The sequence below is a fragment of the Actinoplanes sp. NPDC051343 genome (assembly GCF_044455125.1).
Lineage (GTDB): Bacteria > Actinomycetota > Actinomycetes > Mycobacteriales > Micromonosporaceae > Actinoplanes.
In genome coordinates this window covers 306,160-327,439 of the sequence record NZ_JBITEL010000002.1, presented here as the reverse complement: position 1 = coordinate 327,439, position 21,280 = coordinate 306,160, and the positions used below count along the sequence as shown (strand labels likewise).

Below are 21,280 nucleotides of genomic sequence, written 5' to 3'. Positions count from 1 at the left end.
ATCATGACGCTGACCGATCGCCTGCCCGCCAAGAACGACCCCGACGCTGTTTTCGACGCCTTCCAGAAGTGGGCGGGCGAGCAGGGCCTCTCGCTCTACACCCATCAGGAAGAGGCCCTGATCGAGATCGTCTCGGGGGCGAACGTCATCCTCAGCACCCCCACCGGGTCGGGCAAGAGCCTGGTCGCCACCGGCGCGCACTTCGCCGCCCTGTCCGACGGGCGCACCACCTTCTACACCGCGCCGATCAAGGCGCTGGTCAGCGAGAAGTTCTTCGCCCTGTGCGCGACCTTCGGGGCGCACAACGTCGGCATGCTCACCGGCGACGCCAGCGTCAACGCGGACGCCCCGATCATCTGCTGCACCGCCGAGATCCTGGCCAACCTCGCGCTGCGCGAGGGCAAGGACGCCGACGTCGGCCAGGTCGTGATGGACGAGTTCCACTTCTACGCGGAGCCGGACCGCGGCTGGGCCTGGCAGGTGCCGATCGTCGAGCTGCCGCAGGCCCAGTTCCTGCTGATGTCGGCGACGCTGGGCGACACCACGCGCTTCGTCGACGACCTCAGCCGGCGGACCGGCCGGGCGACCGCCGTCGTGAGCAGCGTCGAGCGGCCGGTGCCGCTCCTCTTCTCGTACGCGATGACGCCGCTCCACGAAACCATCGAGGAGCTGCTGTCGACCAAGCAGGCCCCGGTCTACATCGTGCACTTCACGCAGGCGGCGGCCCTCGAACGCGCGCAGTCGCTGATGAGCATCAACATGTCGACCCGGGCCGAGAAGGACGCGATCGCCGCCGCGCTCGGCAACTTCCGGTTCACCGCCGGCTTCGGACGCACGCTGACCCGGCTGGTCCGCCACGGCATCGGCGTGCATCACGCGGGCATGCTGCCGAAGTACCGCCGCCTCGTCGAGACCCTCGCCCAGGCCGGCCTGCTGAAGGTCATCTGCGGCACGGACACGCTCGGCGTCGGCATCAACGTGCCGATCCGTACGGTGCTGTTCACCGGGCTGTCGAAGTACGACGGGGTGAAGACCCGGCTGCTCAAGGCCCGCGAGTTCCACCAGATCGCGGGCCGGGCCGGCCGGGCCGGGTTCGACACGATCGGCACGGTGATCGTGCAGGCCCCCGAGCACGTGATCGACAACGAGCGCGCGCTGGCCAAGGCGGGCGACGATCCGAAGAAGCGGCGCAAGGTCGTCCGCAAGAAGCCGCCGGAGGGCACGATCGGCTGGGGACAGCCGACGTTCGACCGGCTGGTCGCCGCCGATCCGGAGCCGCTGACCTCGTCGTTCCAGGTGACCCACGCGATGCTGCTCAACGTGATCTCGCGCGGCGGCGACCCGTTCCAGGCGATGCGGCACCTGCTCACCGACAACCACGAGGAGCCGGCCGCGCAGCGCCGGCACATCCGGCGGGCGGTGGCGATCGCCAAGGCGCTCCTCGCGGGCGGGGTCATCGAGCGTACGGCCGAGGGCACGTACCGCCTGGTCGAAGACCTGCAGCTCGACTTCGCGCTCAACCAGGCGCTGTCGCCGTTCGCGCTGGCCTGCCTGGAACTGCTCGACCGGGAGGCGCCCGACTACCCGCTCGACGTCGTCTCGGTGATCGAGTCGACGCTCGAGGACCCGCGGCAGGTGCTGTCGGCGCAGCGGCAGAAGGCCCGCGGCGAGGCGGTCGGCGCGATGAAGGCCGAGGGCATCGAGTACGAGCAGCGGATGGAGCTCCTCGAGGACGTCACCCATCCGCGGCCGCTGGCCGACCTGCTCGACGGGGCGTACGAGACCTACCGGCGCGGCCACCCGTGGGTCGCCGACTACGAGCTCAAGCCGAAGAGCGTGGTCCGCGACATGTACGAGCGGGCGATGACCTTCACCGAGTACGTCTCGTTCTACGGCCTGTCCCGCTCCGAGGGTCTGGTGCTGCGCTACCTGGCCGACGCCTTCCGGGCGCTGCGGCAGACGGTGCCCGAGGACGCCCGCACCGAGGAGCTGACCGACCTGATCGAGTGGCTGGGCGAGCTGGTCCGCCAGGTCGACTCCAGCCTGCTCGACGAGTGGGAGCGGCTGCGCAACCCGGGGGCGGTGATCGAAGAGGCACGCCTCGACGACAAGCCGCCGGCGGTCACCCGCAACACCCGCGCCTTCCGGGTGCTGGTGCGCAACGCGATGTTCCGGCGGGTCGAGCTGGCCGCGCTGCGGCGCTACGCCGATCTGGGCGAACTCGACGCCGAGGCCGGCTGGGACGCCGCCGCCTGGGAGGACGCGATCGAGGACTACTACGACGAGTACGACTCGATCGGCACCGGCCCGTCCGCCCGCGGCCCGGCCCTGCTCCACATCGACGCCGGCGCCTCGAGCTGGACCGTCCGCCAGGTCTTCGAGGACCCGGACGGCGACCACGACTGGGGCATCGACGCGGTGATCGACCTTGCCGCCTCGGACGAGGCCGGCGCGGCCGCGGTCACGGTGACCGCGGTCGGCCCGCACGAATGAGGTCGCGCCGGCGACAGCTCGGCGGCTTCGTCGCAGCCGTCGCCGGCCTGCCGCTGCTGACGCTGGCGCTGCACGCCGGGAGCGGGCTGCCGCTGACCGACGACATCCTGCTGTTCCTGGCCGCCGTGGTCGGGGTGGCGTTGCTCGGCGGTCTGTGGCCGGCCCTGCCCGCCGCGGTCGGCGGGTTCCTGCTGCTCAACTACTTCTTCACCCCTCCCCTGCACACGCTGACGATCGCCACCGCGGCCAACCTGGTCGCGCTGGCCGTGTTCGTGGTGGTGGCGCTGGCCGTCTCGTGGGTCGTCGACCTGGCGGGACGCCGTACGGCGCAAGCGGCCCGGGCCGGCGCCGATGCACAGACCTTGGCCACCGTGGCCGGAAGTGTTCTGCGCGGCGCCGATCCGCTCGACGCCCTGTTGCACCAGCTCCGCGACACCTTCGCGCTCGCCTCGGTGACCTTGCGGGAACGCTCGGGTTCCGGATGGCGGACGGCCGCGGCGGTCGGCTCGCCCTCGCCCGCATCCGGCGACGGCGAGGGCGAGGGCGAGGACACGACCGTGAAGGCGGACGAAGATCTGGTCCTCGTACTGCACGGCCCCCCGCTGCCGCCGGGCGCCCGCCGGATCGTGGAGGCTTTCGCGGCCCAGTCGGCGGTTGCCCTCCGGCAGCAGCGGCTGGCCGCCGCGGCCGAGGGCGACCGGGTCCGCACCGCCCTGCTCGCCGCGGTGAGCCACGACCTGCGCACGCCACTGGCCAGCGCGAAAGCGGCGGTCGCCGGCCTGCGCAGCGACGAGGTCGCCTTCGGCGAACAGGACCGCGCCGAGCTGCTGGCCACCGCCGACGAATCCCTGGACCGGCTGACCGCGCTGGTCGCCAACCTGCTCGACATGAGCCGGCTCCAGGCGGGCGCCCTTGGAATGACGCCGGTGAGCGTGGGCCTGGAGGAGGTCGTGCCGCGGGCGCTCGACGAACTCGGCCCGGCCGCCCGGCGGGTCGAGGTACGCATCCCCGATGATCTCGCGGCGGTCCGGGCCGATCCGGGCCTGCTCGACCGGGTGCTGGTCAACGTCGTCGGCAACGCCCTGCGCTACGCCCCGGCCGGCCGGCCCCCGGTGATCACCGCGGCCGACGTTGCCGGACAGGTCCGGCTCAGCGTCATCGACTGCGGGCCGGGCATCCCCGCCAGCGGCCGTGACCGCGTCTTCCAGCCGTTCCAGCGCCTCGGCGACCGGGACAACCACACCGGCGTCGGGCTCGGCCTCGCGTTGTCGCGCGGCCTCACCGAGGCGATGGGCGGTACGCTCACCCCCGAGGACACCCCCGGGGGCGGACTGACCATGGTGATCGCCCTGCCGAAGGCCGATCGGTGACCCGCATCCTGGTCGTCGACGACGACCCGCAGATCCTGCGGGCGCTGCGCATCAACCTGCGCGCCCGAGCCTACGAGGTGGACGTCGCCGACGACGGGCAGACCGCCCTCAGGACGGCCGCCGCGCACCCGCCCGACCTGGTCGTGCTCGACCTCGGACTGCCGGACATGGACGGCAACGACGTGATCCGCGGGCTGCGCGGCTGGAGCACCGTGCCGATCATCGTGCTTTCCGGCCGGGCCGAGGGCACGGACAAGGTCGGCGCGCTCGACGCGGGCGCCGACGACTACATCACCAAGCCGTTCGGCGTCGACGAACTGCTCGCCCGCATCCGGGCGGTCACCCGCCGGGCCCACCCGCAGGACGCGGCGGCGGCGACGGCGCGGATCGGCCGCTTCACGATCGACCTCGGCGACCACACGATCACACCGGCCGAGTTCCGGCTCACCCCGACCGAATGGCAGCTGCTCGAACACCTCGTGCGCAACCCCGGCAAGCTGATCACCCAACGGCACCTGCTGCGCGAGATCTGGGGCCCGCAGTACAGCACCGAGACCAACTATCTGCGGCAGTACATGGCCCGGCTGCGGCGCAAGCTCGAGGACGACCCGACCCGGCCCCGGCACCTGCTCACCGAGCCGGGGATGGGTTATCGCTTTCAGCCTTGAGATCTTCCGCCCGGTGCGCGCGCCTGCGGCGCACGTGGTGCCAGATGTACGCGGCGACGAGCACCACGATCGCGGCCAGCGCCACGTTCGAGTAGCGGTGGAACGCGCCCTCGATGGCGTCCAGATGGTTGCCGGCGAAGTAGCCGGCCGACGACCACACCCCGACCCAGAGCGCGGCGCCGATCGCGTTGCAGATCAGGAACTTCAGGAACGGCATGCGCGTGACGCCGGCGACCACGCCGTTGAGCTGGCGCAGCCCCTCGATGAACCGGGCCACCACGACCATGGCCGCGCCCCGCCGGGCCATGAACTTCTCGACCCGGGCCAGCCGGCGCTCGTTCAGCCCGACGTACCGGCCGAACCGCAGCAGCAGGCTGCGTCCTCCGGTGCGGCCGATCAGGTAGCCGATGCTGTCGCCGCCGACCGCGGCCAGGAAGGCGACGAGGGCGACCACGAAGATGTTGAGCCGGCCGCTGCCGGCCAGCACCGACCCGGCGATGATCGACGTCTCGCCGGGCGCCGGGACACCGAAGCTCTCGATGAACACGATCCCGCTCACCCCGAGATAGCCGAAGCGGCTCACCACCCCGAGCAGCGGAAGTGCGACCACGTCCAAAATGCTCATCCCCCCGTCGGCTCCGCCCCAATCTAGGGCAGGTCGGCTGTGACCACGATGAGAGACGTCACGGCCGCTCGGCCGGCCTCAAACTGGGGTGCGTACCGGCCGATCGGCAGTGAACATCCGGCAGGCGGCCAACGGTGGCCACCCGAAGGGACGATCCTCGACTCCCCCCGACTACGGAGAGGATGGAAGCTCTCACGCAGCGATCGGGGGATGCGGGTGCGTGCAGAAGGCAGTCGTGTCGGTCTCCTGGGCGCGCGTCCGGCCATCGGGCGCGCGTGCCACCCTTACGCGCGCCTCGCGGTCGAGGTCGTCGCCCGGGGCCGGCGCGGCTCGGGCTACCTCGTCGGCGAGGACACCGTGCTCACCGCGGCCCAGCCGGTACGCCGGGCCGCCCGCATCGTGATCCAGCTCGACACCGGGCGGCCCGGCTCCCGCGAGGTCCTGGCCGCGGTCGTCTGGCTCGACGTCGACGCCGACCTGGCCGTCCTGCGCCTGACCCCGGGCGCCGTCCCGGTGCTGCCGTCCCCGACCCGCTACGGCCGGGTGACCGGCCGGCCGGCGTCGCTCGACGTGTCCACTTCGCTCGGTGCCGAGGTCGGGCGGGTCGTCGGCTCCTCGAGTGACACCTTCGACATCGCCGCCGAGGCCCGCCCGGGAGCGGTGGCCTTCGCGGGCGGGCTCGCCGTCGGCGTGGTGACGGCCCGCGACCGGTACGCCGTGGCCCGCCTCGACCACCACCTCGGCCACGCCCGTTCGGGGCGCCGCCTGGCCGCGCTTCTCGAGGCGGGACCCTTGATCGACGTAGCCTGAGCGGATGACTTCGTGGCACGAGTTCACCCGGGCGTCACCGGCGTTCGCGGAACGCGTACGAGCACTGTTCGACGCCCACCGGCACAAGACCCTCGCGACCCTGCGGGCCGACGGTTCACCCCGCATCTCGGGCATCGAGTGCACCTTCGACGACGGCGAACTGGTGTTCGGCTCGATGCCGCACGCCCGCAAGGGCGCCGACCTGCTCCGCGATCCCCGGTTCGCCCTGCACAGCGGCACGGTCGACCCGATCGAGGGCGCCGAGGCGTCCTGGCCCGGCGAGGCCAAGATCTCGGGCCGGGTGGTCGCCTCGACGGGGCCGGACGGGGACCGCTTCCGGGCCGACATCGCCTCGGTCGTCCACACTCACCTCGATCCCGCGGCAACGCTGCTGGTCGTCGAGTGGTGGACGCCGGGCGAGGGGCTCCGCACGGCCGAGCGGGCCTAGGTGTCCACTTCGGTTTCGAGCTGCGTCCCTCGACGAGGTGACGCCGTGCGGCCGCGACCGGGCGACGCTGCATCGGTTCGGCCTCACCGACCGGGACGCCGTCCGCGAGGGCGTAACCCACCTGCTCAGTTCTGCAAGCCGGTGATCAGCTCGTGCAGCACGTCCACGAACAACTCGATGTCGGCCGGGCCGGTCCGCCAGTTGACGATCGCCGGGCGCAGCGCCACCCGGCCCGCGTAGACGGTGGTGCCCGCGTAGACCCGGCCGTCCGCGATCAGGGCGGCACCGAGGCGGCGGTTGAAGTCGTCCAGGCCGGAGGGTTCGACGCCGGGCGGGCAGGCGCGCAGGCACACGATGCAGAGCGGCACGTCGGCGAGCCGCTGGAGCACCGGTGAGGCGTCGACCAGGCCGGCCAGGTGCTGGGCCAGATCGAGGTGCCGCTCGACCATCTCCCGATAGCCGGACCGGCCGTACGCCGCGAGCGTCGCCCAGATCGGGAGCGACCGCGCCCGCCGCGACGACTCGGGGCCGTACAGCGCGTACCCGCCGGCCAGGTCCCCGGGTCCGGGCAGGTAGGCGGCGCCCGGCATGCCGAAGGCCTGTCCGAGGCGGTCCGGGTCGCGGATCAGGGCGAAGCCGCTCTCGTACGGCACGTTCAGCCACTTGTGGCCGTCCGCCGCGATCGAATCGGCGCGGTCGATACCGGAGACCAGGTGGGCGGTCCGGGGCGACACGGCCGCGAAGAGCCCGAACGCGCCGTCCACGTGCAGCCAGCAGCCGAATTCCGCGGCCAGGTCGGCCAGGTCGGAGACCGGGTCGAAGTCGCCCGCGTTGACCTCGCCCGCATTCGCGATGATCACCGCGGGGGCGCCGTTCAACGCCGAGAGGCGGGAGCGCATCTCGGAAAGGGAGACCCGGCCGGCCTCGTCGGCCGCGCACACCTGTACGGCATCACGCCCGTGGCCGAGCATCTGCAGCGCCTTCCGTGCGCTCGCGTGCACATAGCCGCCCGAGAAGACCGGCATTCGCGGCAGCCCGGAAAGGCCGTCCCGGACCGTATCGGCTCCGAGCCGCGAACCCCACCACTGTGTGGCGCACCCGAGCGACGTGAAATTGGCGAACGTCGCCGATGCCACCAGGGCCCCGCCCCATCCTCCAGGCAGCCCGGCCAGGTCGCGCAGCCAGTCGATCGCAACGCCCTCGGTGAATGTGGCGAACGGCGACGCCACGCGCGAGAACGCGTTCTGGTCGAGCAGGGAGGCGGTCCAGTCGGCGGCGAGCGCGGCCTCGGTGACGCCCCCGGTCACGAAATGGAAGAAGCGGGGACCCGCGGACGCCGTTGCCGCGCGCGTACCGACGTCGAGCAGTTCGGAAACCGCCGAGGCGGCGCCGACGCCGGTTTCCGGAAGTGGCCCGCCGAGGCGGGCCAGCAGTTCCTCCGAGGCCGGATCGTGGACCGGCCGGGTGGCGAGGGAGTCGAGGTAGGGACCGGCCGCGTCGAACACCTGGGAAAGCACGGGTTCTGCCATGTCAGCAGCATCGCGCAACGCGGCCGGGAAACGAGGTCCGATCCTCAGACGGTGGCCGGTCGGCGGAGATAGACCGTCCAGGTGACCACTACGCAGACGACGTAGAAGGCGATGAACGCCAGGTACGCCGCATTCGCGCTGCCGGTGGTCAGGAACGACTGCCGGAACGCGAGGTTGACCAGCACCCCGCCGAAGGCGCCGACCGCCCCGGCGATGCCGATGACGGCGCCGGTCAGCCGGCGTGCCTCGTGCGGATCGTGCGGATGTTTGCGGCCGAAGACGGCCGGGATCATTTTGTACGTGGACCCGTTGCCCAGCCCACTGAGCACGAAGAGCACGACGAACCCGACCAGGTAGAGCGGCAACGATTTCTGGCCGGCCGCGAACAGTACGATCCCGGCGCCGAGGGCCATCGCGATGAAGTTCACGAACGTGACCCGGGCACCGCCGAGCCGGTCGGCCAGGAAACCGCCCAGCGGCCGCACCAGTGAGCCGAGCAGCGGCCCGAGAAACGTCAGGTAGGCGGCCCGGACCGGCGTCGCGAACTGGTCGTGGAACTGCACCTGCAGCACCTGTCCGAAGGCGAAACCGAAACCGATGAACGAGCCGAACGTGCCGATGTAGAGCAACGACATGACCCAGGTGTCGGCGTCCCGGACGGCGTCGCGCAACCCGCGTTTCTCGGTGCGGGCCTGGGACAGGTTGTCCATCGCGAGCGCCGATCCGAGTGCCGCCAGCACGATGAGCGGAATGTAGATGCCGGCCACGATCCCCGGGTGTCCGGCCCCCCAGACGGCGAGCACGAGCAGCCCGACCAGTTGCACCGCGGCGACGCCGAGATTGCCACCGCCGGCGTTGATGCCGAGCGCCCAGCCCTTGAGCCGTTCCGGGTAGAACGCATTGATGTTGGTCATCGAGGAAGCGAAGTTGCCGCCGCCGACCCCGGCCACCGCGGCCAGCACGACGAGGGTCGGGAACGACACGCCGGGCCGGATCAGGAATGCCGCCGCCACCGCGGGAATCAGCAGCAGGGAGGCGCTGAAAACGGTCCAGTTCCGCCCGCCGAAGCGGGTCACGGCAAAGCTGTACGGGATCCGGAGTGCCGCCCCGACCAGCGTGGGCACGGCGGTGAGCAGAAACTTGCCGGCCGGATCGATGCCGTAGGCCGGTCCGAGGAACAGCACCAGCACCGACCAGAGCGACCACACCGAGAAGCCGATGTGCTCCGAGATGATCGAGAAGATCAGGTTGCGGCGGGCGATCCGGGCGCCGGTGGCGCGCCAGAACGAGGTGTCCTCCGGCCGCCAGTCATCGATCCAGCGGCTGGTTTCCGACGGCCGGACGGCCGGCAAGGTCGCGGTCATGTCACTCCCCCAGGACGATCCGGTCGCCGTCGAGGCGCACCGGGTAGCTGATCAGGTCGGGCTGCCCGGAAAGCGAGCAGCCGGTGGTGAGGTCCCAGGCGTTCAGGTGCAGCGGGCAGACGACCTGCTTGAGGTCGATCTGCCCGTCGGCGAGCGGGCCGCCCCGGTGCGGGCAGACCGCGGAGAGGGCACGGACCGAGCCGTCCCGCAGCCGGAAGACGGCCACCGACTCGCCGCCGACCGCGTACGCCCGGCCCTCGCCGAGCGGGATGTCGCGAATGTCGCCGAGAACGGTCATGCCCGCACCGGCACCTGGGGCAGAACGGTCAGCGGCAGGGAGGTCCGGAACTGGCCCGGGGTGATCTCCCGCGCCCGCTCCTGCCAGGGGTCGCGGTAGGCCGCCACCGAGGCGTCCATCGCCGCGTCCAGGGCGCCCGCGGTCCCGTCGGCGTCGTCGACGACGATCGCCTTGATGCGCTCGATGCCGATCCGCGGGACGAAGGCGTACGTCCGCTCCAGCCAGTTGCCGTTCTCGCGGTAGAACTGCAGGAACCGTCCGGCCAGGACGATCACCTCGTCGGCCGAATCCACGGTCGCCAGCAGGTCGCCCTTGCGTACGTGGGCCCCGGCGGCTCCGCCCACGTAGATTTCCCATTTACCGCCGTCGATCGCCACCACGCCGAGATCTTTCACGTACGCCTCGGCGCAGTTCCGCGGGCACCCGGTGACCGCGAGTTTCATCTTCCCCGGGCCCTCGATGCCCTGATAGCGCTCCTCGAGCGCGATACCCAGCGCCGTCGAGTCGCCGACCCCGAACCGGCAGAAGTCCGAACCGACGCACGTCTTCACCGTGCGGAAGCTTTTCGCGTACGCATATCCGGACGGCATGTCGAGGTCGGCCCAGATGTCCGGCAGTTTCTCCTTCGGGACGCCCAGCAGGTCGATCCGCTGACCACCGGTCAGTTTGACCATCGGGACGTCGTACTTCTCGGCCACCTCGGCGATCCGCTTGAGCTGGGCCGGGGTGGTGACGCCGCCCTTCATCTGCGGCACCACCGAGAACGTGCCGTCGCGCTGGATGTTGGCGTGCACGCGGTCGTTGATGAAACGGGCGTCACGCTCGTCGACGTACTCGTCGCCCCACATCATCTTGAGCAGCGACGCGAGGCCCATCTTGCTCTTCGCGTCCTCCTCACCGCCGAGGGCGCCGAAGACCGCCGACACCGACTTCAGCCCCAGCCGCCGGACCGCGGCCATCAGCTCGGACTTCGGCAGCGGGACACCCGGCACGTAGTAGGACGCGGCCGGGTCCTCGTCGAGGGCGCCCCCGGCCGCCCAGGTGACGATCCGGTCCACGAGCGGCTTGCACGTGCCGCAACCCTTGCCGGCCCGGGTCCGGTCCATGACCGCGCCGACCGTCCGGCAGCCGTCGGCGACCGCGCCGCAGATCGCCGACTTGGCCACCCCGTTGCAGTTGCAGACCTGGGTGCCGTCCGGCATCTCGGCCGGGCTGACCTCGGCGCCTTCGCCGCCGAGGTCGAACATCAGGGACGCACGCTCGGCGGGCAGGTCCAGGCCTCTCTCGTACGCCTGGATCAGGTACGCCGCCTTCCCGACGTCACCGACCAGGGTCGCACCGACCAGGCGCCCGTCGCGCACGATGACGTTCTTGTAGATGCCCCGGGACGGCTCGGCGAAAGTGACGGACTCGTCGCCGTCGGCCGGCGCGGTCAGGCCCATCGAGGCGACGTCGACGCCCGCGACCTTGAGCTTCGTGCTGACCTTCGACCCGCGGTAGGCGGCGTCCGGGGCGGCCCCGGTCAGGTGGTCGGCCAGCACCCGGGCCTGCTCCCACAGCGGAGCGACCAGACCGTAGACCTCGCCGCGGTGCTGGGCGCACTCCCCGACCGCGTAGACGTCCGGGCCGGCCCGCATCTGGTCGTCGACCACGATGCCCCGCTCCACCGGCAGCCCGCTCGCCGCGGCCACCTCGGCGTTGGCCCGGATACCGGCCGCCACCACGACCACGTCGCACGGCACGACCCGGCCGTCGGCCAGCCGGACGCCGGTCACCGCGTGCTTCCCGAGGATCTCGGTCGTGGTGGCGCCGACCAGCACCTCGATGCCGAGCCGCTGCTCGATGGTCCGCTGGAGGGTCCGACCGGCCGCCTCGTTCAACTGGGTGTTCATCAGATGGCCGGTCGCATGGACCAGGGTGACGTGCGGCAGATGGTTCTGCAGGCCGCGGGCCGCCTCCAGCCCGAGCAGGCCGCCGCCGATCACGACCGCCCGTTCGTGTTCCCGGGCGTACCGGATCATGGCCCGGGTGTCGTCGAGCGTGCGGAACGCGAAGACACCCTGGTGGTAGCCGCGGCCCGGCCGGTGCAGCCCCGGGATCGGCGGCACGAACGCGCGGCTCCCGGTCGCGATGATCAGCTTGTCGTAGCCGGTCGCGCGGCCGTCCTCGGCGTGGACCGTCCTCGAGGCGCGGTCGATGCGGTCGATGCGGGTGCCGGCGTGCAGGGTGATGCCGTGGTCGGCGTACCAGGAAAGGTCGTTGAGGAAAATGCCGGCCTCGTCCTCCACCCCCGCGAGAACGTTGGACAGCATGATGCGGTTGTAGTTGCCGTAGGGCTCGTCGCCGAACATCGTGATGTCGAAATCGCCGCCGCGGGCAAGGATTTCCTCGACCGTCCGGGCGCCGGCCATCCCGTTGCCGATGACCACCAGTCGTCTTTTATCGGTCACGACCCAAATGCTGTCCGGCGAATGTTTACCGCCGGGGCCGCCCCTATTGCGGGCCCGTTCGGATTTCCCTACAACCGGCTCAGCGCCATTGTGAGGTCATATCGCCGGAGCACCAGCGAGGCGACGGCCGGGTCCAGACTGAGCGGCGGCGTCACCGCGTCGGCGCCGGCCCGGTGCAACGTGCGGTAGAAATGGCCGTCGGCCAGCAGATAGGCGGCGATCGCTATCCGCCGGGCTCCGCGACGCCGTAACGCGGCGACCACATCGGCGACTTTCCGGTCACTCCCCGAGGCGTACGCGACGGGCGCGCCGAAATCGGCGCCGACCTGTTCGACGGAGGCCCGCCAGGCCGGATCCTTCGATCCGGCGGCGGCCACCACCACCGCGTCGGCGGCGGGCAGGTGCCGGGTGAGGCTTTCCTCCAGTACGCGGTCGGGCCCGAGCGGCTCGGCGACCACCGCGGGCGTGCCGGCAGCCGCGTCGGCGATGTCGACCCGCACGTGATGCCCGGCCGACAGCAGCAGCGGCACGACCACGCCGCCGTCGACCACCTCGCCGACCCGCGGCCGTTGCACGTCGGCGTAGCAGAGCCGCACGTCCAGCCCCGGCCGCTGCCGCGCGACCCGGGTGACCAGCTCACGGATCTGGACCTGGCCGGACGCACTCCGCGTCCCGTGCGCGACCGCGATCAGGACGGGCCGTGCCCCCCGCATCGTCATTCCGCTTCGTCCACGCGCAGGCGGTAGCCCCGCTTGATGACCGTCTCGATGTGCCGCCCGGAGCCGAGCGCGGTGCGCAGGCGGGCCACGGCGACGTCGACCGCGTGGCCGTCGTTGCCCCGCGGCAGCACCTCGATCAGCTGGTCCTTGCCGACGACCTTGCCCGGCTTGGCGGCCAGCGCCTCGAGGATCGCCATCCCGGCCGGGGCGAGGGTGTGCGCGGTGCCGCCGATCAGCACGGCGTGGCCGCGGACCTCGAGGTCGTCGCCGGCCACCCGCAGGTGCCGGGCCCGTTTGGGAAGTTCCTCGGTGACCGTGCGGATCAGGGCGCCGAGGCGGTAGCGCTCGGGCATCACGACCGGCACGTCGTACTTCGTCAGCTGCGCCGCGGTCACCGGGCCGACGCAGGCGGCGAGCGTCCGGCTCTTCATCGCCTCCAGCACCGCCGGCCCGGCGACCCGCAGGAACGCTTTGACGGCCGGCGCACTGGTGAACGTGACGGCGTCGATCTGACCGGCGACGATCTGGTCGGCCATCCGGCGTACGCCGGAACCGTCCGCCGGAATCACCCACCGGTAGACCGGCACCTCGACCACCGCGGCACCGGCGGCACGAAGCGCGGCGACGAACTCGGTCTGCGGCTCACCGTGCTCCTGCACCACGACCCGATGCCCAGCAACCCCGTCGGCGAGCAGCCGCTGCAGAATCTCGTCGGTCGACTCGGTCTTGGCCGCCCAGTCCTCGGTCAGCCCGGCCGCCCGGATCGCCCCGCACGGCTTCGGCCCCCGGGCAATAATCTTCGCCTGGCCGAGCGTGGCCCGCAGCGTGTCCCCCAGCCCCCAGCCCTCGGCCGCCTCGAGCCACCCGCGAAACCCGATCCCGGTGGTGGCGATCACCACGTCGGGCGCGAGCCCGATGCAGGCCGAGGTGGCCGCGTGCAACGCCTCGTCGTCGACGAGCGGCACAATGCTGATCGCGGGCGCACTGACGACACGGGCCCCCCGCCGCTCGAGCAGAGCGGTCATCTCCTCCCGCCGCCGCTCGGCGGTGACCGCCACCGTGAACCCGGTCAGCACACCCGCACCCATAGATTCCCCATCCCGCGACTTTCCCCAGCCCAAATTTCCACCCGATCGACCCGATGTTTCCGCGCCGCTAACGCGGCATCACAACCACCCGGTACGCCCTGTGACCACAACAACAGCCGCCGCCCAAGCATCCACCAGGCCCCCGCCCCACCACGAACCCCGCCCTGCGGCGCCCAGCACCACCCCGCCCGCCGGTGCTGGTCGACACACGTCGGCCACGCCGGCCCACAACCGACGACACCGACCGCACCGCCCACGCCAGCAACACCGCCCACGCGGGCAACAACGCCGATGCCCGCAGCACCGCTGATGCCCGCAGCACCGCTGATGCCCGCAGCACCGCTGATGCCCGCAGCACCGCTGATGCCCGCAGCACCGCCGATGCCCGCAGCACCGGCAGACCGCATGTGCCTCTCACACTGCTGGCCGCCTCCACAGCGTCGGCACACGGACCAGCCAGCCAAGCCCACAGCAACAGCGGCACCATTGCGGCCAACCAAGCTGGCAGCAATAGCGGAACCGTCCCGGCCAGCCAAACTGATAGCTAGGACGGCACCGCCCGCCGCCGGTGCCAGCAGCCCGGCACCCGTCCGCCAGCCGGGCCAGCCGGGGCGTCGTTCGGTCCGAGCTGGGCTGAGCGGCCGCGGGTCAGCTGGACTCGGTGATCAACATGACGGTCTCGGACCGTTCGGGCCGTCGAAGGCGATCACGTCGCCGAGATCGCCGCCGGCCTTGTCCGCCACCCAGGTCAAGCCACTCCGGCCAACCTGTTGGGTCCGGCCACGCTGTCGGACCCGGGCCTGGCCCGTTCCCAGTTCACGGCTGGCAGGCATCGTCGGCTCCGCAGACACAGTCGGCCCAGGCGCCGCTGGCCCGCCAAACGTGGCCGGCCCCGCAGACACCGTAGGCCCGGCAAACGCGGCCGGCCCGGCCGGCATCGCGCGCCTGGCAGACACGGCCGACGCGGCAGACACCGCCGACGCGGCGGACGCGGCGGACGCGGCGGACGCGGCGGACGCGAGATTTTGGCGTGAAGGGCGGGCGGGCTGCTGCCTCGGTCGGACCGGTTCCCTGGTCGGCGCTTGGCGGTGCGACTGGGGCAGGGTGCTGGGGCCGGTGGGCTGGCGGCGGCCCGGTGGGTGCGTCGGCGTGCTCGTGCCTGCCGGTGGTTGCGGTCGGCTGCTGTTGGCGCCCTGCGACCGTTGTCGCTTCCTGGCGTGGCGCTGGGCTAGGCCCCACGCTCGGTGGCGCTCGTGCTCTCGTCGGAATTCGTCGCGTTCGGGAGAATAATTGCGCGACGCTGTGCGGTCGCGCATCTGCGCCAGTTCTGCTGGGGTGAAAAGCTCTAGCTGTCGCACTCGATAATTCTCTCGCGCGATCACTTCCTTTCGCCAATATTCGATCATGCCAAAGCAATTTCCAAATGTCGGCGACACAGCCCGCACACATTAACGGGTGGGATATCTAAGCACACGCGTATGACATTTCCGGCCGTTATCCACAGCCTGAGGCGTCCACAGCCATGACGGGCCGCCGGGGCCAAGATCGGGCGGGAGATGGGAGGCTTCCGGCGTGGTGATGACAGTTCTGGGGTCGGGCAGGCATGGGCCGGCCGTGCCGAGTGCACGGGCGGTGAATGGGAGTGGCATACGCCAGTGGTCGGGCCGCGGAGCTGGGCTGCCCGGCCGAACGGGCCCGGCTCGCCGCGGAGTTGAACCGGCCCGATACTGTGCGGCCCTTGTGAGGGAACGCCTGGCCTGCGCGGCCGCTGTCCTACTTGTCCTTGCCGGAGTGGCCGCCTGCAGCCCGGCCGCGCAGCCGGTCGCCGCGCAGCCGGTCGCCGCGAAGCCGGTCGCCGCACAGCCGGCCGCCTCGAAGCCGGCGCCTGAGCAATCGTCGGCACCGGCGCAGGGCCAGGCGCCGACGGCCGCCGTGACGATCGGCGTTGTCAGCACGCAGAAGGTGGCCGGCGCCGAGATCGCGGAGGCCGAGCCGGTCGGCGGCGCCACGATCCTGCAGTTCCCCGAGCCGGCCGGGCCCGGCGCCCGCAAGCGTGGCACCCACCCGACCGTGATCTTCCACGGGTCGCGCAGCAGGAAGGAGATCGCGCTCACCTTCGACTCCAACATGACCGATGCCATGCTGCGCCGGCTCGCGGACGGCAAGGTCAAAAGTTATGCCAACGCGGCGGTCGTCGATGAACTGCAGAAGTCGCACACGCCGGCGACGTTTTTCCTGGCCGGGAAGTGGGTCGAGGCGTACCCGCAGCTGACCCGGCGGATCGCCGCCGACCCGGAGTTCGAGATGGCCAGCCATTCGTGGGCGCACGAAGGGTTCCGGGGCAAATGCTACGGGCTCGGCACGATCGGACGGGCAGACATGGCGGCCGACGTCGAGCGGTCCTTTCAGGTGCTCGGGCGCTACACCGACCATCCGACGCGGTTCTTCCGGTTCCCCGGTGGGTGCTATGACGCGGCCGCGCTCGACGCGGTCGCGCCGGTCGGGTGCACGGTCGTCGAATATGACGACGTCTCGGGCGACGCCTTCGGCAACAATCCGGCGCGGATCACCGCCGACACGGTCAAAAATGCCAGACCGGGCTCGATCGCGGTGCTGCACATCACCGAGGCCAACGCACCGGAAACCGCGATCGCCCTTCCGGCGATCATCAAACGCCTCCGGGGGGCGGGCTATCGATTGGTCACGCTCGGCGATTTGCTTGCTTGACGCGTACGGGAAGACGGCCCGTACGGGAAGACGGCCCGTACGGGAAGACGGCGCGTACGCGCAAAGGTGCGCAAGAATCGGCGCATGCGTAAGTCATGGCTGTCCTACCGATCCGAAGGATCGGTACTGAGTCTGTGGTCGAAAGGTTCCGTGCTCTCGATCGGCTCCAGCGGCTCCGTGCTGTCGATCGGGTCGATCGGGTCGATCGCGGCAATCGGGTCCATCGGGTGTTTCGTGGCTATAGGGTCGGTCCTGTCCGCGGCCTCGGTGGGTTCGGTGCTCAGCTGGCGGTCCCGCGGCAAGGGGCTGAGCGCGCCAGTTGTTCATCACTTCGGTCTGGCCTCGCAACAAGAGGCTGGCTAGCGTCGTCCGAGGGGCTCGTTCGGGCCCTCAGGGGGATGAAGACGGAGGTCGGCAGATGCCAACGATCACGACCAACGACGGTGTGGAGATTTTCTACAAGGACTGGGGCACGGGACAGCCCATCGTCTTCAGCCACGGGTGGCCGCTCTCGGCGGACGACTGGGACACCCAGATGATGTTCTTCCTGGGCCACGGCTACCGGGTCATCGCGCACGACCGGCGCGGGCACGGACGGTCGTCGCAGGTCTCCGACGGTCATGACATGGACCACTACGCCGACGACCTGGCCGCACTGACCGCCCACCTCGACCTGCACGACGCCGTCCACGTCGGGCACTCGACCGGCGGTGGCGAGGTCGCACACTACCTCGGCCGGCACGGCGAGAGCCGGGTCGCCAAGGCGGTGCTGATCAGCGCGGTTCCGCCGATCATGGTGCAGACCGAGGCCAACCCGGGCGGCCTTCCCAAGAAGGTCTTCGACGACATCATGTCGCAGGTGGCCAACCACCGCGCCGAGTTCTACTACGAGCTGCCGGCGACCGCGTTCTACGGCTTCAACCGCGACGGTGTCGAGCCGATCGAGCCGCTCATCCGCAACTGGTGGCGCCAGGGCATGATGGGCTCGGCCAAGGCCCACTACGACGGGGTGGTCGCGTTCTCGCAGACCGACTTCACCGAGGACCTGAAGAAGATCTCGGTGCCGGTCCTGGTGATGCACGGCGACGACGACCAGGTGGTGCCGTACGCCGACTCGGGCCCGCTGTCCGCCCAGCTGGTGCAGAACGGCACGCTGAAGACGTACCCGGGCTTCCCGCACGGCATGCCGACCACGCAGGCCGAGGTCATCAACGCCGACCTGCTGGAGTTCATCCGCTCCTGACGTTGCCCTCCCGGGCCGCTTCCGGCGGCCCGGGACCGCTCCCGCATGCCTTCTTCGCGTCACCTGCCCGGGGGGGTTGAGGCGCCGTACGGTCGTGCCCAGACTGGAGCGGTGACGGTCCGAGAGGCGTCGGCCGAGGCAGCCGCCGGAGCGCAGTCGCTGATCGCGGACGCTGTCGCGGCGCTGGCCGAGATGCAGCGGCGCCTGCCGGCGGAACCGGCCGACCGGGTGGTCCAGTTGCCGTGGGGCCGGTGGGCGCTGACGCTGGACGACTACCTGACCACGCGGCTGCTCGAATTGACCGTGCACGGCGACGACCTGGCGGTCAGCGTCGGACTGCGGCCGCCCGCGCTGCCGGCCGGATGCCTCGACTCGGCGGTCGCGGTGCTCTGCGGGATGGCCGCCCGGCGGCACGGGGTCGCCGCGCTGGTGCGGGCGCTCAGCCGCCGGGAGAGGGCACCGCAGTCGATCGCGGCGCTGTAGCGAGGTGATCACGTCATGCCGATCGTGAAGCGGCGGGCCGAACACGAAAGCGGGAGCAGTGAACGCTGACGACGTGGACCCCGGGCCACCGCGCGCGATCTTCGACGCGGGCCTGGCCGGACGCTACGACCGGGGGCGGCAGTTGCGGGCGGCGGACGTCGACGCCTGGATGGCCGCGGCCCGGCCCTACCTGCCCGGGGCCGACGGCCTGGTCCTCGATCTCGGGGCGGGCACCGGACGGTTCACCCGCGCGCTGGCCGACGCGGCCGACGCGGCCGTCGTAGCGTGTGAGCCGGCGGCGGCGATGCGGGCCGTCTGCCGTTGCCGACCGCTCGTGGGCGGGGCGGCCGAGGCTCTGCCGTTCCGCGCCTCGGTGTTCGACGCGATCTGGGCCTCGCAGATGGTCCATCACGTGACCGATCTGGCGGCGTTCACGGCCGGCGTACGCCGTGTGCTCAAGCCGGGCGGGCACCTGCTGCTGCGCGGCGGGTTCGGACGGCCGGAGGAGTTGCCGTACTACCGCTACTTCCGGCGGCCTGGCCGGACCGGACGCAGATGGCGTCGCTGCTCGCCTCGATCGACCTGCCGCGCGTCGCGCGTGTGAAGGTTCCGCAGGTGCTCGCCGTGAGCGCAGAGGAGTTCGTCGCGCGGGCCTGGAGCCGGTCGCTGAGCAACCTGGCAACTTTGGACGACGCACTGTTCGAGGAGGGTCTGCGGACGATGGAGCGGGACGCCGCCGAGGGCCGCCTCCCCGACCGCATCGTCGAGCGGCTCGACCTGGTCGTCTTCGCCTGCTGATCAGGCCCCTCCGGAGCGTGGTGGACCAGGGTCAACGACCGGTCCGGCCGGAGCAGGACGGACCAGGGTCCACGACCGATCCCGCCGGAGCAGGACGGACCAGGGTCCACGACCGGGCCGGCCGGGGCGCAAGCCGCGCAATGGCCGCGAGGCGGCCGGCCAGTTCGGGGACGAGGCGCCCGGGCCGGAAAGCCCCGGGACCGGTGGACGGGTCGCTGTAGCGTCGGGGCCGTGCGGGTGCTGGTGACCGGGATGTCGGGGGTGGGCAAGTCGACGCTGCTCGCCGAGCTGGGCCGGCGGGGGCACGCGACGGTCGACACCGACTACGACGGCTGGACGCGGCCGGACGGCCAGTGGGACGAGGGGCGGATGAGCCGCCTTCTGCGCCGGCCCGATCTCGTCGTCAGCGGGACGGTCGCCAATCAGGGGCGGTTCTACGACCGGTTCGACCACGTCGTGCTGCTGACCGCGCCGCTGGCGACTCTGCTCGAGCGGGTCGGGAAACGCGTCGGGAACCCGTACGGGAAGAAGCCGGAGCATCGCTCCGAGATCGCCCGATATGTCGAGGAGGTCGAGCCGTTGCTGCGGCGGGGCGCGACGCTGGTGCTGGACGGCCGCCGGGCCGACCTGGCCGACACCGTCGAGGAGCTATTGCGCGGCTCCGGGGCCGGGCAGTAGGTCGATGTCGCCGGGGTGCATCGGCGCACCGCAGTGGGCGCAGGTCAGCGTGGCGTGGCTGATCTCGCCGCACGTGTGGTGGCGGTAGAGGACGGGCGGACCGGCCTCCCCGGCGAGCCATCGGTCGCCCCAGGCGACCATGACCATCAGCATCTCGAGCAGTTCGGTGCCCTGCTCGGTCAGCACGTATTCGTGGCGGGGCCGCTGATCGTAGGGCCTGCGGGACAGGATGCCCCGGTCGACCAGGTAGCCGAGGCGCTCGGTGAGGACCTTGCGGGAGATGCCGAGGTCGGCCTGGATCTGGTCGAAGCGGTTCATGCCGACCCACACGTCGCGCAGGATCAGCGGCGACCACGGCTCCCCGATGACGTCGAGGGTGCGCGCGATCGAGCACGCCATGTCGCCGAAGCTCGTTCGTTGCATGGCACGAACTTTACCAGTTGGGGTTCCCTTAGGGAACTCTGATTGCTACGGTCAGGTCATGAGCAAGGTGATCAGCGCACTTTCGGTGTCGGTCGACGGCTACATCACCGGTCGCGACCCGGGGGCCGGGCACGGGCTCGGCGACGGCGGCACACTCTTCGACTGGTACTTCAACGGGGACACCGCCAGCGAGGTCTTCGACGGGTTCCGGCTGAGCGCGCCCAGCGCCCGGGTGTTCGACGCGCTCGCCGGCCGGATCGGGGCCGTGGTGGCCGGGCGGAACACCTACGACGACTCGGAGGGGTTCGGCGGCGGCAGCCCGCACCCGGCGGCGCCGCTGGTCGTGCTCAGCCATCGGCCCGTGCCGGTGAGCGAGCGGCAGACGCTTGTCACCACGGGCATCGCGGACGCGGTAAAGGCAGCGCGCGCGTTGAGCAGGGGCAAGGACGTCGGCCTTCAGGGCGGCGGCACGGTGACCGCCGCGCTCGAAGAAAACCTGATCGACGAACTGATCCTTCATCAGGTGCCGGTCCTGCTCGGCGAGGGCCGCCCCTTCTTCCGGAAGCTCCCCCGGCATGTCCGCCTGCGCCTCATCGAGGCCGTCCCGGCACCGGGCGTAACCCACATCCACTATGCCGTCGAAAACTAGGCCGCCGAACGTCAAAAAGGAGAAACGAGATGCTCGACCCGCAGATCCGCGCCCACCTCGACAGCACCGCCGTCGCCCACCTGGCCACGGTCCTTCCGGACGGGTCGCCGCACAGCGTCCCGCTGTGGGTCGGCACCCACGGTGACCGGATCGTGTTCCTGACCGGCCCCGAGTCGCGCAAGGCCCGCAACCTGCGGCGCGACCCGCGGGTGGCGCTGTCACTCACCGCGGTCGACAACCCGTACCTGCCGGTGACCGTCCGCGGCCGCGTCGTCGAATGGCTCGACGGCGACGAGGCATGGGAGATCATCGACCGGATCGCGATGAAGTACATCGGGTCGCCGTACGACCGCTCCCGGAACCGGGTCGTCGCCGTCGTCGAACCCGACCGGCAGACCGTGGGCGTCAGCTGACCGC

General features: G+C 71.3%; 21 protein-coding genes and 1 pseudogene. 14 read left to right on the top strand and 8 right to left on the bottom strand.

Features of this window, described 5'->3' with window-relative positions; translation table 11 throughout:
• The first annotated feature begins 3 nt into the window (after positions 1-3).
• The 3 genes from ACIA5C_RS08335 to ACIA5C_RS08325 are packed head-to-tail and all read left to right on the top strand — an operon-like array spanning position 4 to position 4,531.
• Positions 4-2,493: a DEAD/DEAH box helicase gene (locus tag ACIA5C_RS08335; RefSeq protein ID WP_396052564.1), complete on the top strand. Its 2,490-nt coding sequence runs from the start codon at positions 4-6 to the stop codon at positions 2,491-2,493.
• Positions 2,490-3,863 carry a DUF4118 domain-containing protein gene (locus tag ACIA5C_RS08330; protein ID WP_396052563.1) on the top strand — a complete coding sequence of 458 codons (1,374 nt, stop codon included), beginning with the start codon at positions 2,490-2,492 and terminating at the stop codon, positions 3,861-3,863. The genes ACIA5C_RS08335 and ACIA5C_RS08330 overlap by 4 nt, the downstream gene beginning before the upstream one ends.
• Complete coding sequence (locus ACIA5C_RS08325; protein ID WP_396052561.1) at positions 3,860-4,531, top strand: response regulator; 672 nt, start codon at positions 3,860-3,862, stop codon at positions 4,529-4,531. The genes ACIA5C_RS08330 and ACIA5C_RS08325 overlap by 4 nt, the downstream gene beginning before the upstream one ends.
• On the opposite strand, the gene ACIA5C_RS08320 is transcribed toward ACIA5C_RS08325, so the two are convergent.
• On the bottom strand, positions 4,494-5,156 hold the full coding sequence (locus ACIA5C_RS08320; protein WP_396052559.1) for a DedA family protein: 663 nt from the start codon (positions 5,154-5,156) through the stop codon (positions 4,494-4,496). The genes ACIA5C_RS08325 and ACIA5C_RS08320 overlap by 38 nt on opposite strands.
• Before the next feature lie 210 nt (positions 5,157-5,366).
• On the opposite strand from ACIA5C_RS08320, the gene ACIA5C_RS08315 reads away from it, so the two are divergent.
• Together ACIA5C_RS08315 and ACIA5C_RS08310 are read left to right on the top strand one after the other, a co-directional pair.
• Positions 5,367-5,966 carry a trypsin-like peptidase domain-containing protein gene (locus ACIA5C_RS08315; RefSeq protein WP_396052558.1) on the top strand — a complete coding sequence of 200 codons (600 nt, stop codon included), beginning with the start codon at positions 5,367-5,369 and terminating at the stop codon, positions 5,964-5,966.
• 4 nt (positions 5,967-5,970) lie between these two features.
• On the top strand, positions 5,971-6,414 hold the full coding sequence (locus ACIA5C_RS08310) for a pyridoxamine 5'-phosphate oxidase family protein (RefSeq protein ID WP_396052556.1): 444 nt from the start codon (positions 5,971-5,973) through the stop codon (positions 6,412-6,414).
• A 125-nt stretch (positions 6,415-6,539) separates the two neighbouring features.
• On the opposite strand, the gene ACIA5C_RS08305 is transcribed toward ACIA5C_RS08310, so the two are convergent.
• The 6 genes from ACIA5C_RS08305 to ACIA5C_RS08280 all read right to left on the bottom strand — a co-directional run bounded on the left by ACIA5C_RS08305 (position 6,540) and on the right by ACIA5C_RS08280 (position 13,862).
• Positions 6,540-7,943: a pyridoxal phosphate-dependent decarboxylase family protein gene (locus ACIA5C_RS08305; protein ID WP_396052554.1), complete on the bottom strand. Its 1,404-nt coding sequence runs from the start codon at positions 7,941-7,943 to the stop codon at positions 6,540-6,542.
• Positions 7,944-7,987: 44 nt separating this feature from the next.
• Positions 7,988-9,307, bottom strand: a complete 1,320-nt coding sequence (locus ACIA5C_RS08300) for a nitrate/nitrite transporter (RefSeq protein ID WP_396052552.1) — start codon at positions 9,305-9,307, stop codon at positions 7,988-7,990.
• Position 9,308: 1 nt separating this feature from the next.
• On the bottom strand, positions 9,309-9,605 hold the full coding sequence (locus ACIA5C_RS08295; RefSeq protein ID WP_396052550.1) for a Rieske (2Fe-2S) protein: 297 nt from the start codon (positions 9,603-9,605) through the stop codon (positions 9,309-9,311).
• On the bottom strand, positions 9,602-12,055 hold the full coding sequence (gene nirB / locus ACIA5C_RS08290; RefSeq protein ID WP_396052548.1) for a nitrite reductase large subunit NirB: 2,454 nt from the start codon (positions 12,053-12,055) through the stop codon (positions 9,602-9,604). The genes ACIA5C_RS08295 and nirB overlap by 4 nt, the downstream gene beginning before the upstream one ends.
• Positions 12,056-12,123: 68 nt before the next feature.
• The gene (locus ACIA5C_RS08285) at positions 12,124-12,774 is read right to left on the bottom strand and encodes a sirohydrochlorin chelatase (RefSeq protein WP_396052546.1); all 651 of its coding nucleotides are present in this window, start codon (positions 12,772-12,774) and stop codon (positions 12,124-12,126) included.
• Positions 12,771-13,862, bottom strand: a complete 1,092-nt coding sequence (locus ACIA5C_RS08280) for a uroporphyrinogen-III synthase (RefSeq protein ID WP_396052544.1) — start codon at positions 13,860-13,862, stop codon at positions 12,771-12,773. Before ACIA5C_RS08280 ends, ACIA5C_RS08285 begins: the two co-directional genes overlap by 4 nt.
• Positions 13,863-15,602: 1,740 nt before the next feature.
• Here ACIA5C_RS08280 and ACIA5C_RS08275 point away from each other — a divergent pair.
• The 7 genes and pseudogenes from ACIA5C_RS08275 (at position 15,603) to ACIA5C_RS08245 (ending at position 19,791) form a co-directional block, all read left to right on the top strand.
• Positions 15,603-16,589: a polysaccharide deacetylase family protein gene (locus tag ACIA5C_RS08275; RefSeq protein WP_396052542.1), complete on the top strand. Its 987-nt coding sequence runs from the start codon at positions 15,603-15,605 to the stop codon at positions 16,587-16,589.
• 84 nt (positions 16,590-16,673) lie between these two features.
• Positions 16,674-16,886, top strand: a pseudogene (locus ACIA5C_RS08270) (hypothetical protein); the annotation flags it as partial.
• Between the two features lie 121 nt (positions 16,887-17,007).
• Positions 17,008-17,832, top strand: coding sequence for an alpha/beta fold hydrolase (locus ACIA5C_RS08265; RefSeq protein WP_396052540.1), 825 nt, complete (start codon positions 17,008-17,010; stop codon positions 17,830-17,832).
• Positions 17,833-17,943: 111 nt separating this feature from the next.
• Entirely contained in the window at positions 17,944-18,315 is a 372-nt protein-coding gene (locus ACIA5C_RS08260; protein WP_396052538.1) for a maleylpyruvate isomerase N-terminal domain-containing protein, read from the top strand.
• Between the two features lie 58 nt (positions 18,316-18,373).
• On the top strand, positions 18,374-18,919 hold the full coding sequence (locus ACIA5C_RS08255) for a class I SAM-dependent methyltransferase (RefSeq protein ID WP_396052536.1): 546 nt from the start codon (positions 18,374-18,376) through the stop codon (positions 18,917-18,919).
• Between the two features lie 20 nt (positions 18,920-18,939).
• The gene (locus ACIA5C_RS08250; RefSeq protein ID WP_396052535.1) at positions 18,940-19,113 is read left to right on the top strand and encodes a hypothetical protein; all 174 of its coding nucleotides are present in this window, start codon (positions 18,940-18,942) and stop codon (positions 19,111-19,113) included.
• A gap of 231 nt (positions 19,114-19,344) precedes the next feature.
• Positions 19,345-19,791: an AAA family ATPase gene (locus ACIA5C_RS08245; protein ID WP_396052533.1), complete on the top strand. Its 447-nt coding sequence runs from the start codon at positions 19,345-19,347 to the stop codon at positions 19,789-19,791.
• On the opposite strand, the gene ACIA5C_RS08240 is transcribed toward ACIA5C_RS08245, so the two are convergent.
• Positions 19,762-20,214 (bottom strand): winged helix-turn-helix transcriptional regulator, encoded by a 453-nt coding sequence (locus tag ACIA5C_RS08240; RefSeq protein ID WP_396052531.1) that lies wholly within the window; start codon positions 20,212-20,214, stop codon positions 19,762-19,764. The genes ACIA5C_RS08245 and ACIA5C_RS08240 overlap by 30 nt on opposite strands.
• A gap of 58 nt (positions 20,215-20,272) precedes the next feature.
• On the opposite strand from ACIA5C_RS08240, the gene ACIA5C_RS08235 reads away from it, so the two are divergent.
• Positions 20,273-20,863, top strand: a complete 591-nt coding sequence (locus ACIA5C_RS08235) for a dihydrofolate reductase family protein (protein ID WP_396052529.1) — start codon at positions 20,273-20,275, stop codon at positions 20,861-20,863.
• Positions 20,864-20,892: 29 nt separating this feature from the next.
• Positions 20,893-21,276, top strand: a complete 384-nt coding sequence (locus ACIA5C_RS08230) for a PPOX class F420-dependent oxidoreductase (protein ID WP_396052527.1) — start codon at positions 20,893-20,895, stop codon at positions 21,274-21,276.
• The last annotated feature ends 4 nt before the right edge of the window (positions 21,277-21,280 follow it).